This is a genomic window from Sinobaca sp. H24 (assembly GCF_023845525.1).
The window spans coordinates 17,249-29,637 of record NZ_JALBWT010000014.1; the positions used below are offsets into that span (position 1 = coordinate 17,249).

15 protein-coding genes, 1 pseudogene and 1 riboswitch are annotated in these 12,389 nt (G+C 42.6%); of the genes and pseudogenes, 7 read left to right on the forward strand and 9 right to left on the reverse strand.

Going from position 1 to position 12,389, the window contains the following annotated elements; all coding sequences use genetic code 11:
- Positions 1–26: 26 nt before the first annotated feature.
- The 3 genes from MMY81_RS17670 to MMY81_RS17680 all read left to right on the forward strand — a co-directional run bounded on the left by MMY81_RS17670 (position 27) and on the right by MMY81_RS17680 (position 3,591).
- Positions 27–401, forward strand: coding sequence for a DUF1499 domain-containing protein (locus tag MMY81_RS17670; RefSeq protein WP_252313893.1), 375 nt, complete (start codon positions 27–29; stop codon positions 399–401).
- A 160-nt stretch (positions 402–561) separates the two neighbouring features.
- A complete protein-coding gene (locus MMY81_RS17675; protein WP_252313894.1) occupies positions 562–1,548 on the forward strand; it encodes an ABC transporter substrate-binding protein in 987 nt (328 codons plus the stop codon).
- 3 nt (positions 1,549–1,551) lie between these two features.
- Positions 1,552–3,591 (forward strand): iron ABC transporter permease, encoded by a 2,040-nt coding sequence (locus MMY81_RS17680; RefSeq protein WP_252313895.1) that lies wholly within the window; start codon positions 1,552–1,554, stop codon positions 3,589–3,591.
- A gap of 30 nt (positions 3,592–3,621) precedes the next feature.
- Here the strand turns inward: MMY81_RS17680 and MMY81_RS17685 are convergent, their stop codons facing one another.
- Together MMY81_RS17685 and MMY81_RS17690 are read right to left on the reverse strand one after the other, a co-directional pair.
- Complete coding sequence (locus MMY81_RS17685; protein WP_252313896.1) at positions 3,622–4,416, reverse strand: hypothetical protein; 795 nt, start codon at positions 4,414–4,416, stop codon at positions 3,622–3,624.
- A gap of 4 nt (positions 4,417–4,420) precedes the next feature.
- Positions 4,421–5,259: pseudogene (locus MMY81_RS17690) on the reverse strand (ABC transporter ATP-binding protein).
- Between the two features lie 201 nt (positions 5,260–5,460).
- Here MMY81_RS17690 and MMY81_RS17695 point away from each other — a divergent pair.
- The gene (locus tag MMY81_RS17695; RefSeq protein ID WP_252313897.1) at positions 5,461–5,625 is read left to right on the forward strand and encodes an SE1832 family protein; all 165 of its coding nucleotides are present in this window, start codon (positions 5,461–5,463) and stop codon (positions 5,623–5,625) included.
- An 81-nt stretch (positions 5,626–5,706) separates the two neighbouring features.
- Here the strand turns inward: MMY81_RS17695 and MMY81_RS17700 are convergent, their stop codons facing one another.
- The gene (locus tag MMY81_RS17700; RefSeq protein ID WP_252313898.1) at positions 5,707–6,114 is read right to left on the reverse strand and encodes a hypothetical protein; all 408 of its coding nucleotides are present in this window, start codon (positions 6,112–6,114) and stop codon (positions 5,707–5,709) included.
- 120 nt (positions 6,115–6,234) lie between these two features.
- Between MMY81_RS17700 and brnQ the strand changes: the two genes are divergently transcribed.
- Positions 6,235–7,545 carry a branched-chain amino acid transport system II carrier protein gene (gene brnQ / locus MMY81_RS17705; protein ID WP_252313899.1) on the forward strand — a complete coding sequence of 437 codons (1,311 nt, stop codon included), beginning with the start codon at positions 6,235–6,237 and terminating at the stop codon, positions 7,543–7,545.
- A gap of 42 nt (positions 7,546–7,587) precedes the next feature.
- Here the strand turns inward: brnQ and MMY81_RS17710 are convergent, their stop codons facing one another.
- From MMY81_RS17710 to MMY81_RS17735, 6 genes are all read right to left on the reverse strand, one after another.
- Positions 7,588–7,836 (reverse strand): hypothetical protein, encoded by a 249-nt coding sequence (locus MMY81_RS17710; RefSeq protein ID WP_252313900.1) that lies wholly within the window; start codon positions 7,834–7,836, stop codon positions 7,588–7,590.
- A gap of 171 nt (positions 7,837–8,007) precedes the next feature.
- The gene (locus MMY81_RS17715) at positions 8,008–8,331 is read right to left on the reverse strand and encodes a helix-turn-helix domain-containing protein (protein WP_252313901.1); all 324 of its coding nucleotides are present in this window, start codon (positions 8,329–8,331) and stop codon (positions 8,008–8,010) included.
- A 171-nt stretch (positions 8,332–8,502) separates the two neighbouring features.
- A complete protein-coding gene (locus tag MMY81_RS17720) occupies positions 8,503–8,625 on the reverse strand; it encodes an anti-repressor SinI family protein (protein WP_252313902.1) in 123 nt (40 codons plus the stop codon).
- Positions 8,626–8,654: 29 nt separating this feature from the next.
- A riboswitch (cyclic di-GMP riboswitch) is annotated at positions 8,655–8,741 on the reverse strand.
- 84 nt (positions 8,742–8,825) lie between these two features.
- Positions 8,826–9,734: a diacylglycerol/lipid kinase family protein gene (locus tag MMY81_RS17725; protein ID WP_252313903.1), complete on the reverse strand. Its 909-nt coding sequence runs from the start codon at positions 9,732–9,734 to the stop codon at positions 8,826–8,828.
- 106 nt (positions 9,735–9,840) lie between these two features.
- Positions 9,841–10,329 carry a hypothetical protein gene (locus MMY81_RS17730; protein ID WP_252313904.1) on the reverse strand — a complete coding sequence of 163 codons (489 nt, stop codon included), beginning with the start codon at positions 10,327–10,329 and terminating at the stop codon, positions 9,841–9,843.
- Between the two features lie 15 nt (positions 10,330–10,344).
- A complete protein-coding gene (locus tag MMY81_RS17735) occupies positions 10,345–10,665 on the reverse strand; it encodes a DUF2325 domain-containing protein (protein ID WP_252313905.1) in 321 nt (106 codons plus the stop codon).
- Between the two features lie 158 nt (positions 10,666–10,823).
- Between MMY81_RS17735 and MMY81_RS17740 the strand changes: the two genes are divergently transcribed.
- Both MMY81_RS17740 and MMY81_RS17745 read left to right on the forward strand, forming a co-directional pair.
- Entirely contained in the window at positions 10,824–11,330 is a 507-nt protein-coding gene (locus MMY81_RS17740) for a cupin domain-containing protein (RefSeq protein ID WP_252313906.1), read from the forward strand.
- A gap of 17 nt (positions 11,331–11,347) precedes the next feature.
- Entirely contained in the window at positions 11,348–12,355 is a 1,008-nt protein-coding gene (locus MMY81_RS17745) for an NADP-dependent oxidoreductase (protein ID WP_252313907.1), read from the forward strand.
- Positions 12,356–12,389: the final 34 nt, after the last annotated feature.

The following is a 12,389-nucleotide window of genomic DNA, read 5'->3' on the forward strand; positions in this document are numbered from 1 at the left end:
CATACCATTTGAAAGGGGTTCCGTTCATGAAACTTCCACCTTGTCCCAATTCCAGAAATTGCGTTTCCACTATGGGGAACTCTGACGATAGACAACACTATATGGACCCGATTGCTTTCAGCGGGGAACCGGAAGAAGCAAAACGAATCGTTCGATCTATTTTGAAAGAAGAACCGCTCGCTGAAATCGAACATGAGGATGTCGATTATATGAAAGCTGTTTACAAAGTAAAACTTCTGCCGTTTAAAGATGATGTGGAATTTTATTTCGGCCAGCAAGGATTTGTTCATTTTCGCTCTGCCTCCCGGATCGGCTATTCGGACCTTGGGAAAAATAAAAAAAGAATGAATGACTTCACAAAACAATTCCGTGAGGCCTATAATAAGCAGGCGGCAACATAGAATGGACTCGATGGGTTTGGTACCCATCTTTTTTATGGCTTCCGTTAATTGCACTCTTCAGCTTTTACATATACACGCCAAAAATCTATTGATTTATACCAGCATTCATAGTATTATTTTAATTGCAAATGATAATCTTTATCAATAAGGGGATGGAACAATGACAAAGAAATACATATGGATTCCAGCACTAGCAGGTCTGCTTGCGCTCGGTGCCTGCAATTCTTCAGATACAGAAGAAAGCGGCAGTGAAGAAGAAAATGGCGGCGGGGAAACAACTACCGTTCAAGGAGCGTCAGAAGAAGTAGAGCTTGAAGAAACGCCCCAGAATATTGTAGTTTTGGAATGGGTTTATGCAGAGGATTTATTGGCACTTGGCGTAGATCCTGTTGGGATCGCTGATTTGGAAGGATATAATCAGTGGGTAAACGTAGAACCTGAACTTCCAGAAGATATTACTGATGTAGGAACAAGACAGGAACCAAATCTGGAGGCTATCGCCCAGCTCGAACCGGATTTGATTATTACCGCTTCTTCCCGGCATGAAGGTATCAGTGATCAACTGAACGACATCGCTCCAACCGTTATGTTTGAACCATATCCGGAGGAAGGCGAAGGCGATCAGTATGAGGAGATGGAAACAACGTTCCGGGAGATCGCTTCAGCTGTTGACAGAGAAGAAGAAGCAGATCAGGTCATGGAAGATTTGGATAATTCCTATGAAGACGTGGCAGCTGAAATCAGCGACGGTGGATATGAAGGTAATGAAGTTCTGTTATCCCAGGCTTTCAGCGCAAATGATACTGCCTCTATCCGCCTATTCACAGACAACTCCATGGCTGTAAAGATTATGCAGGAAATCGGTCTTGAGAACGCATATGATGGTGCGGAATTTGAACTTTATGGTTATACAGAAACGAATGTTGACGCGCTTGAACCGTATCAGGACAGCGACTTTATGTATATCGTACAGGAAGAAGATAATGTCTTTGAAAACCAGCTGGCTGGAAATGAAGTATGGGAAGGTTTGAATTTTGTGGAGGAAGACCGTACTTATGCACTTCCGGGAGATACCTGGACTTTTGGAGGACCTCTCTCTGCTGAAGTATTTGCCGAGCAGGTTTCAGACTCACTGACAGGAGAATAAATTATGAAGCATTTGCATAGAAAAACAAAGGCTGTCCTTATCTTCGGAGGGGGGACAGCCCTCTTGTTTTTTTTGTCATTTTTACATTTATATCAAAGCAGTCAGGGAATGGGCTGGTCCGTTGTTCTTCAGGCGCTGCAAAATGAAGGCGATACCGTTCAGCATAGTATCGTACGGTCTGTTTACCTTCCGCGAATTGCACTGGGTCTCATTGCCGGGGCAGCTCTGGCCGCCGCTGGAGTCATTTTTCAGACGCTGACGAAGAACCCGCTGGCCGCACCAAGTACACTTGGTGTTCATGCTGGAGCCTATTTCTTTGTAGTAGCCGGAGCAGCTCTTGGGTCAACTGGTCCTGCCTGGCTATTTGGCAGTGGATTTTTGTTTGCCTTTCTTGGGGGCTCGCTGGCCGCTGTGCTTGTCTTTGTTTTGTCGGGAGGCATCAATGCCACCCCGGTCCGCATGGCTCTTGCAGGGCTTGTCCTGAGTTTAATGTTCTCCTCTTTCACGGCAGCTCTGCAGATCTTTTTTGAATATGAAACAGCCGGTTTGTTCCTATGGGGAAATGGTTCTCTTGTCCAGCAGGACTGGAGCGGCGTATTATTTGCCCTCCCCTGGGCGGCAGTGATTACCATCGTCATATTTACAATAAGCCGGCAGATGGACATTATGCTGCTTGGCAGCGACCAGGCAAAGGTCCTGGGGGAAAAAACAAAAAGAATCCAGGTCATTATGTTCTTTCTTGCTGTTGGTCTCTCCGCTCTTACTGTAAGTGTAGCAGGACCTATCGCTTTTATCGGCCTGATAGCCCCCCACTTAATGCGGCTCGCCGGATTTCAGCTTCACAGCCTTCTTATTCCGGCTTCCATGCTTTGGGGAGCTAATATATTAATTGGAGCGGATATACTCGGCCGCTTTCTGGATCCCTCTCTTACCGAGATGCCTGTAGGCTCTGTCACCGCATTAATTGGCGCGCCATGGCTGATCTGGCTCGTGTTAAAACACCGGGGCAGCTTTTTTGGATCGGGCAGCAGAGAAAGTATATCGGGAAGCCGGCTTTCATTCAGGCTTCCCTATCCGGTGGTCTTGACCGGTTCAGCATTTTTATTAATTACTGTATTTTTCATAGGAATGGCTGGAGGCAGCACAGGTTTTGAATGGGGACAAACATGGCAGGCCCTGTTTACGGATGAAGCATCCGGACAAAGGTTCATTATCTTTGACCTGCGGCTTGGCAGAATGCTTGCAGCCTGCGCTGCCGGCATGCTTTTGGCAGCAAGCGGCCTTTTATTCCAGGGAATACTGCGCAACCCGCTGGCAGATCCTTCTGTGATCGGTGTCACGGCAGGAGCAGGCGTCGGGGCTTTGAGTGTATTGTTCTTTTTTTCCTCCCTTTCCGCAGCCTGGCTGCCGGCGGGTGCCATTATCGGCGCTTTTCTAACCGTGGCCATTGTATTGTTCTTTTCCTGGAAAACACAATTTCATCCTGCCGTGCTTGCTTTAATGGGCATTGCCATTTCAGCAGCTGGAGGAGCGATTACCCAGATTTTAATCGTTCGTTCTAATTTGAATGCTGCCTCCGCCCTTACCTGGCTTTCCGGCAGCACCTATGCGAGTGGATTTAATGAGCTGCAGATGTTTCTTACCTGGCCTCTTATTATTATCATACCGACGTGCTTTTTCCTTTTAGGGTCACTGAATATTCTTGCGCTGGGAGATAACAATGCAATTGGCCTCGGCGTTCCACTAACAGCCGTCCGCTGGTTTTCTATCATTTTAGCTACTTTTTCTGCTGCTATGGCAGTAGCTGCAGTAGGAACCATCGGATTTATCGGTCTTGTTGCTCCTCATCTGGCACGGCTGCTTGTAGGGGAAGACTACCGGCGTATTTTCCCTGTAGCCTTGTTGCTCGGGGCTGCTCTGCTAGTCGGTGCAGACGCTGCGGGAAGAATAATCATTGCTCCAAAAGAAATCCCATCCGGGCTTGTGGCCGCTATTATCGGTGCTCCTTTTTTCTTATGGTTAATGAGCCGCACTAAAAAATAATCTATTAATAAAAAAGACAGGACAGCGTATTCACGCTTCCTGTCTTTTCGTTAACTTATTATATCTGGCGTTTCGTTCTTCTTTTTTCATTCTCGGGCAGCGGTAACAGTACGAGTTGCTGCCTTTGAAAGCCAGACAGCACGTCGGCTTTGTATAAATTTTCTCTTCTCCCGCCGGATTGGGTATTTCCATACATCGAAAGGCAAATGGCGGCTTGGCCCGTCCAAAAATATATCCTTCTTCAAAATCCAGGACATCCTGCCAGCTTTTTCTTAGTGCCTGTTCAATTTCCGGGTTTTCCGTCACTTTTGCAAGGTGAAGAAAGTAAGGTACGGCATGATACACCTGACCCCAGAGCTCTTTTATACGTACATCTGCTGTTTCCGAAAACTTTAGAAACAGAGGGGTGACATGTTCTGCATAATACTGGGCCAGAGCCTGTTTTGTATTTGAGGAGTCAGCCTCACTGTTTTCCAGCGTTTCCTGATCAATCAGGAATTGATACACCGGCTCAGCGTATTCGCCCGGCACTAAATAAACCGTGCATCTGCTGGAAATATTATTCATATCAAAGCCGTGCACAATCGCCCAGTGACCAAATGCGATAAAGCGGCTGAACCGATTTGCCCAGAAAGCGGCACTCATATCAAAGCTTGGTGCTTCAATATACGTTCCATACTGCTCTAAAAACTGCCTGCAGGAGTCGGTTTCTTCTGCTGCCCATTCTTTTAAAGAGAACCGGCACTCCCACTGCTTCGGTTCTTCATGGATAACAGAAAAAACGCTTCGTAGTTGAGTAGCATTATGCCGGATAATTGCCTGCATAAGCTTACACCTGTGCTAATCTTAGTTCGGCTTCATTCGGAGGAGCATCGAGCGTATCATTGGTTACAAGGTCGTATGTCATACAAAGAGGTTTTCCTGTCCTTGGATCTTGGACTACATACGCGTCAATTCCAAATACTCTGCGCAGGACTTTCTGGCAGACTACTTCGTGTGACGAACCGTAATGCTGAATTTCCCCATTTTTAATAGCAATTAAATGATCAGAGAACCTGGCAGCCTGATTCAGGTCGTGAAGAACCATAACATCGTACGGTTTTCTTCTCTGTTCAGCTTTTGCAGAAGTTCCAGTACTTCTAATTGATGCGCCATGTCAAGATACGTTGTCGGCTCATCAAGCAGAAGCAGATCGGTCTCCTGGGCAAGTGCCATCGCGATCCAGGCACGCTGGCGCTGACCCCCGGAAAGAGCATCCAGCGTACGATCCTGAAATTCTGCCATACCTGTGTCAAAGATTGCTTTATCAATCGCTTCTTTGTCTGCCGGAGTCAGCCCGCCGACTCTTTTACGATGAGGATAACGTCCGAAAGCTACAAGCTGCTGGACTGTAAGCGTCTGCGGCGTCTCCGGTGATTGCGTAAGAATAGCCATTTCTTTTGCTACTTCTTTTGTTTTCATATCATGTATATTGCGGCCGTTTAAATAAACGGCTCCGCTGTTGGGTTTCAATGTTCTGGACATAGCTTTTAGTAAGGTGGATTTTCCGCAGCCATTTGGACCGATAATAGAGGTGACCTGACCTTCTGGTATCTCTACTGTCATTTCCTTTATAATGTTATTTTCCTGATACGAAACTGCTATCTGCTGTGTGGTTAAGTTTGACACACTGGAAACCCCTTTCATGCTTTTCATACATTTATATAATCTTTTCATTACTAACATTGATAATCATTTTCATTTAAAGTATAAATCTTTTTTTTAAAAATATCAACACGAACAAAAAGACTTTTCTGTATTTTTTGTTTTCCTCTCTTCTATTGAATATGCTACATTGGAATTAATCAGAGAAAAAGGAGCTGGCATCAAATGGATAATAAAGCAAAAGAAGAGCAGCTGGCGTGGCTGAAAAGTGAATATGTAAGAGTACAGGGAGATTTGGAAAAGCTCGAATCTGTAGGCAGAAGCCCCGATGCTGCAGTTAATCAGCTTACTGAACTTGAAGAGCAGATTGCAGAGATAAGAAAAAAATAAATCATTTGTTTTCTCCTTTATAAAAATATCTCAAAGCGATAAACGCTTTGAGATATTTTTTATAAAAGAAAGAAATCGTTTCTATTCTTCTACAAAATATTTCACATATTCTGTTTCCCCTGCTGGAATATCAGGATGTCTGACTAATTCGATACCAAACAGCCCCTTTTCGTTTATATCGAGCAGACATTCCTGTTGCAGCATTTCTGCAGTTTCCCTATCGGCATCGAATTTAATCTCAATAAATTCATCGGCGTCTTCAATGCTCGCCGCGAATAGCGGGTATTCAACTTTCTTCACTTTTGGAATGGAAATAACATAATTTTTATTATTGTAAATAGTGCGCATTACCCTGTATCCAAGCCAGTTACCGTTTTTATCATACAGCATATATCCACTTACATCAGGGTAAGCTCCCAGCGGTGAAGCACTGGTGGCTTTATGCTGCAGGTAAATGTAAATCAATTCGTCTTCTATTGTCACAAGCATACTTCCCCTCCTCTGCATCAATAGCTTTTCTCTATTTTAACAGTTCACATAAATATCTTTACAATTTACTTATCCAGCGTTAGGATAATGAAGGTTTATTTTATTTTAAGGGAGACAATCATGAACAAATTAACATGGAAAGATAACTTTTTTATAGGTTTAATGCTTTTTGCCTTGTTTTTTGGAGCAGGCAACTTAATATTCCCGCCATTTTTAGGTCAGGAAGCTGGAACTTCCTATCTTCCTGCCATAATTGGTTTTGTTATTACCGGTGTGGGACTTCCTGTTTTAGGAATAATTGCGGTTTCTCTTTCAGGGCAGAGCTTTCAAGGCATTGCTGAAAGAGTAAACAAACCCTTCGCTTTACTTTTTATGATTATTTTATACGCCTCAATCGGTCCATTTTTTGGCATTCCAAGAGCAGCAAACGTTTCTTATGAAATGGGGATCGTACCTCTTCTGCCGGAAAACGGTTCAAACATGGCATTATTTTTGTTTTCCCTATTATTTTTTGGTCTCGTGTTTCTGCTCAGCCTCAATCCTAATAAGCTTGTTACGACAATAGGATATGTTATTACACCCGCTCTGCTTCTTTCTATTATACTGCTTGTTGCCGGAGCTTATGTTACCGGCTTTATGGGCGGAGGAGGGCCTCCGTCCAATGAATATGCTTCCCAGGCAATCGGAAGAGGCTTTGTCGAAGGATACTTAACAATGGATACTATCGCAGCTTTAGCCTTCGGCTTGATTGTTGTAAATACGCTGAAAGAAAAAGGTGCATTGGACCGCCGCGAGGTACGGCGCTCCGCTGCTTCCGCCGGCATTATTGCAGGTATTGGTCTTGCCGCTGTATATATTGCGATTGGATGGCTCGGCGTGCACAGCGGTCCCCGCATGCTTATGGAGAATGGCAGTGAAATTCTTACTTATTCTGCAGGAGAGTCTTTCGGTTTTACAGGTACTATTCTTCTTGGTTTAATCGTTACACTAGCCTGTCTAACTACCTGCATCGGCTTGGTAACCGCATGCAGTCAATATTTTCACCGCTATCTGTCCTTTCTGCCTTATTCAGTGCTCGCTCTGCTTTTGACCGTACTCAGCCTTCTTGTAGGCAATCTGGGACTGAACACTATTATTTCCTTATCGGTTCCGCTGCTTGTTGCCATCTATCCGCTTGCGATTGTGTTAATCCTAATGGCCTTACTAAATGAGAAAATAACACTGCATCGGTCCCATTATATTGGAGCCATTGCCGGAACTATTGTTGTAAGCGCCTATGACGGATTGAAAGAAGCAGGGCTTGTGCCTATCGAAGGTGTTGGCCTGTATTCCCTTCTCCCATTCTTTGAGCTGAACCTGGGCTGGATACTGCCAGCTCTCATCGGGTTTGTGATTGGTCATTGTTTTAGATCAAAATCAATCTCTTATTAAAAAAAAGCGGGGCTGCTGGATTATTTCCAGCTCCTCGCTTTTTTATATTCTTACGTAAACCATAGTGGAATCTTTGCCGCTTTGAAAAATATTGTCTCCTGTGTACATTAGGGTGACATTATTCAAACGATCTTCCATCTCTTTTATTTTCTGTTTTGCCACATCGAACGCACAATATCCGAGAAAGTAGCCATTTACATAAAGAGAACATTTATTATTGGTTAAGTAAACAAGCTTAATATGTCTGTTCATAATATTCGTATAGTACACACCGCCCCTAAGCCTCACCAAATCGTCATCCTCCGTTCTATAATGTTCTTTTTAAAGAATTAAATACATTATATAACGAAAAAACGGATTTGAAAACACTTAAATGAAATAAAATGCATTTTAACGAACAATATTTGTTCTTTATATAGAAAATAATCAAAATAAAAAAGGATCGAATGATACGATCCTTCTCTAATTTTTAATTCTCCACTTGTTGAATTCAAGAAACTCCTTGAACTGATCTTTGGAAACGCCTGAATTCATGGCTTCCTCTACTATTTCCAACCACTCATTATCGAGCTCTTCTTCGTTAATCTCTGATTGTTCTTTAATTAAAAGATCAACCGATATGTTTAACACCTTAGCAATTTTCTCTAAAAACTGGATCGATGGATTTGTTTGAATATCTCTTTCCAGTGCACTAAGATATGATTTCGCGACTCCGGCCTGATTTGCCAGCTCTGTCAACGATAAACCCTGTTCTTTTCGAAGCATTTTCACCCTTTCACCAATCATCGCTTGAACTCCTTTGTATACTGTAGTTTGTAATTTGCTGTAATTATAACATATAACGAATTGAAGTATGTTATAGTGAACGACATTTTTTAAAATCTGCATATTTATGCCTATACTTATATTTACATAAAATAAAAAAATAAGCCATACGAAATGACTTATTTTTCTTCATTATTTGGTTTGTCTTAAGAATTCTTTAACCTCACTAGGGGTTAAACCAGCTTCTTTAGCCTCAACCATTAATTGTAACCAATCTTGATCAATCTTTTGTACTTTTGGAATTACTAGTTCCATCAACCCTCACCCGCCTTTAGGAAATTTCCCCAGGCAGTTCAGCCGTCTTAGCTGCAATAAGCCTTAGACCTGTAACTTTGCGAGACTGCCTTTCAGCAGCTTTGCCTTTTTCTGAAGGTTGCTTGTTAGTGTTTTTAGTTTACTACATTTTTCATAAAAAAGGTAAAAAATGCCTAAAAGAATAATTATCAGAATTTTCTTTAATTATTAGTATCCTGCTGTACTTCCCCAAATAAAAAAGGGATTTTTTTGGGGAGAATCTTTATATGAACCGGCGTTTCTTCGTACACTTCTCCATCTGTATCGGCTTTCATTACTTTTTCTGTTTCCAGCTCTACTTCGGAGGCTTGAATGTATTCAATAGAGCTTTGTTCCAAGTCATACATAAAAGGATTTTTGGAATTAAAAAACTCTTTTAAAAGCGGTGCTCCGCTTTCTTTTATAATATATACATCTATAAGTCCGTCATCCAAAGAGATTTGATCGCCCGGAAGACGGTTCGTCCCAATAAAATTCCCATTTGCGAGGAGGATCATTACCGCATCATCCTTGTATTCTTTTCCATCTGCTTTCAATGTAAATGTAAATGGTGAAGCATTATTGAACGTTTGGAGTGCGCTGATAAAATAGCTTACTTTACCGAGCATTCCTTTCAGCTGATCATCTATATTTTCAGATGTTTCTGCAATCAGGCCGATCCCATAGAAGTTAGAAAAGTAACGATCGTTCATTTTTCCGATGTCGACATACTGTATATGATTTTGCTCCACTACTGCGGCTGCTTTTTTTAAGTTCTGCGGGATCAGTAAGGATCTCGAAAAATCATTACAGGTGCCCGTTGGAAGGATACCGGTAACTGGTGGGTTGTCAAGCCCGGACAAGCCGTTAATAGCCTCGTGTACCGTTCCATCCCCTCCCATGATCATAATGATATCAAACTCATGGCCCTGTTCACGGCAGAGCTGCTCTGTATGTCCTTTCTCCTGCGTGAAAGTAATAGTAAGCTCTTTTGTCTGCATAGCGAGCGTACCGATCGTTGCATCCAGGTTTTTCTGGATTTCATTATTTCCTGAAGCTCCGTTTATCAATAACCACATCTTTTTATACACATTTACCATTCCTTCATTCTGTAACTTCTTTACCCCCTATTCTATACCCTATTTTCTCCTATCAAAAGCTTTTTAAAACCCCCGCCGGAAATTCGGCAGGGGTTCGTTATTTCTTTTTATATGGTAAAACCTTATGACGGTATTCGCTCATGGAATACTCCATGCGTTTACTGTCCAGCATGTACAATCTCCAATCCTTATTGGGATAGAGTTTCTGCAGAAAAGATGCTGCCCTTTTCATCTGCCATGCATTATATTCCGATGTTACTGCGCAGGCAGCTACATGTCCGTCCGGCCCCGCTTCTATTCCGCTTATGATAAACAATCCTTCTGCTGTGGTCTCCCGCTTTTCTTCCAATTGTTCAGCGAGACTCTTGATTTCAACGAGCCGCTTTTGCAGAAGCTTCAGCGTATGAATAAACTCTTGCACATCTCTAAATTGATTCGGATCGATATATTTCCAGCGGCGCTTTATTGTTAAAGCAAGTTCTGCCTCATCATTGAACTGCTTATATGTAATACTCCGCAGTATATAAATAGTAAAATCAAATACGGAAGAAGACTTTCGTAATATATATTCTTTCTGATTCTTCACAGATTCTACCTCCTGTTATCTGGCTTTTTCCAGTAATGGACACTGTTCGCATACTTCATTACAGGTCGATAATGCCTTATAGATAGAACACCAGGAGCGTTTTGCATAGCAGACAGGAATTGCTTTTTCCTTTGCTCTTTCTTTGAGCTTACTGCTCACATTATGATTTATGAAATCTGTTAATACCAGAACAAGGTCTATGTTTTCAGGTATTTCACGGTGCACCATTTTTACTTTTCTGCCGCTGATGTGCATAATATCTGAAAATCCCAGCTCACTCAACCGATCCGGGATGGCACCCAGCTTGTCTGCTCCTACTATTAATAACGAATTCATCTGAAGCCCTCCCATTCTCAATGAAAATCATTCTCATTTATTATAATGTAAGTGTATTGAAAATCATTCTCATTGTCAAATGTTTTTAATATTTAAAAAAATGGGAATAGATGCATATAACAGCATCTGCTCAATACTAATAGATATGGAGGGATAAAATGATTAATAAGCATGCTTACAGTGTTGAAAGGCTTTTTTTCGATGATAATGGGAAAATACCTAATAACCCTTCTCTTTCTGTACTCCTTTATTCGGTTAATGAACATTACCTTCCCGAGTTGGAAAAGATTTTTCGAAGTAATGGATGGGCCGGCTTTTGGTATGGCAGTGTATTCTCATACCATCATTTCCACAGTAACAGTCATGAAGTGCTGGCGGTTACGAGAGGAAGCGCCTCTCTTCATCTAGGCGGTCCTCAGGGAAAGGTCGTGCATGTCACGAGCGGGGATATTATGCTGATCCCAGCCGGTGTCGGTCATAAACTGCTTGATTCTGATGATATTTTTCAAGTGATGGGTGCTTACCCGGACAGTCGGAAGATAGACCTTTATACTGGAGATGAGAACAATCATGAGGTAATATATAGAAATATTCACCATGCAGAGCTGCCGTCGCTTGATCCTTTTTATGGCGAGAACGGTCCTCTGCAAAACTATTGGAAATAAAGGAGACCTATTCTACTATGGCACCATCAGCTCATTATCAAATATTGCTCGCAGAACGTCCAGAAGGCATCCCTACAAGAGATACCTTTCATTTTGACAGAGTCTCTACCGGCTCTCCCGAGTCCGGGGAAGTATTATTAAAAACACTTTATTTATCAGTCGATCCTTATATGCGCGGTCGAATGAACGAAGGCAAATCCTATATCCCGCCTTTTGAACTTCATGAGCCTATCGCCGGAGGCGGCATTGGTGAAGTTGTAGAAAGCCGCTCTTCTTCTTTAAAAGAAGGAGATATTGTCATCGGAAATCTGACCTGGGAAGAATTTTCTGTTGTTACTGCGGATTCCGTCCGTAAAATAGATCCTTCCCTGGCTCCGGTCTCTACTCATTTAGGGATTCTCGGTATGCCGGGTTTGACTGCTTATTTCGGAGTTAATGACATCTGCCGGCCAAAACAGGGAGAAACAGTCGTAGTTTCCGGAGCAGCCGGTGCGGTCGGCTCTGCGGCCGGACAGATTGCCAAAATTTACGGCGCACGCGTTGTAGGTATTGCTGGGACAGATGAAAAAGTCCGCTATTTGAAAGAAGAGCTTCATTTCGATGAAGTGATTCAATATACAACAACAGAAGATATGAAAGCCGCTTTGGAGAAAGCCTGCCCTGACGGTGTAGATGCTTATTTTGATAACGTAGGCGGTTCGATTTCCGAAGCGCTTTATCCCCTATTAAATAAGTACGCCCGCATTGCCCAGTGCGGCGCTATTTCGACCTATAACTCCACTGGAGAAGATGTAGGACCAAGAGTGCAGCAGTATCTTGTGAAAGCAAGCGCCCTTATGCAGGGATTCATTGTCGGTGATTTTTCTGATCGTTTTCAGGAAGGGTCTGAAAAATTAGCTGAATGGCTCGAACAGGGTTCTATCACTTATCGTGAAAACATTGTAGAGGGTATACAGCAGACTCCGGACGCCTTTATTGGGTTATTTAAGGGAGAGAACCTCGGAAAACAAATTGTAAAACTATAAAAATAAAACGTAACAAATAAGGAGAAACCCGCTG

Bases quoted from the DNA above. Each gene is read 5' to 3' on its own strand.
- MMY81_RS17685 (WP_252313896.1), bottom strand. From the start codon at position 4,416: ATGCAGGCAATTATCCGGCATAATGCTACTCAACTACGAAGCGTTTTT.
- MMY81_RS17735 (WP_252313905.1), bottom strand. From the start codon at position 10,665: ATGAATTCGTTATTAATAGTAGGAGCAGACAAGCTGGGTGCCATCCCG.
- MMY81_RS17740 (WP_252313906.1), top strand. From the start codon at position 10,824: ATGATTAATAAGCATGCTTACAGTGTTGAAAGGCTTTTTTTCGATGAT.
- MMY81_RS17680 (WP_252313895.1), top strand. From the start codon at position 1,552: ATGAAGCATTTGCATAGAAAAACAAAGGCTGTCCTTATCTTCGGAGGG.
- MMY81_RS17720 (WP_252313902.1), bottom strand. From the start codon at position 8,625: ATGGAACTAGTAATTCCAAAAGTACAAAAGATTGATCAAGATTGGTTA.
- MMY81_RS17715 (WP_252313901.1), bottom strand. From the start codon at position 8,331: ATGATTGGTGAAAGGGTGAAAATGCTTCGAAAAGAACAGGGTTTATCG.
- MMY81_RS17700 (WP_252313898.1), bottom strand. From the start codon at position 6,114: ATGCTTGTGACAATAGAAGACGAATTGATTTACATTTACCTGCAGCAT.
- MMY81_RS17695 (WP_252313897.1), top strand. From the start codon at position 5,461: ATGGATAATAAAGCAAAAGAAGAGCAGCTGGCGTGGCTGAAAAGTGAA.
- MMY81_RS17670 (WP_252313893.1), top strand. From the start codon at position 27: ATGAAACTTCCACCTTGTCCCAATTCCAGAAATTGCGTTTCCACTATG.
- MMY81_RS17675 (WP_252313894.1), top strand. From the start codon at position 562: ATGACAAAGAAATACATATGGATTCCAGCACTAGCAGGTCTGCTTGCG.
- brnQ (WP_252313899.1), top strand. From the start codon at position 6,235: ATGAACAAATTAACATGGAAAGATAACTTTTTTATAGGTTTAATGCTT.
- MMY81_RS17745 (WP_252313907.1), top strand. From the start codon at position 11,348: ATGGCACCATCAGCTCATTATCAAATATTGCTCGCAGAACGTCCAGAA.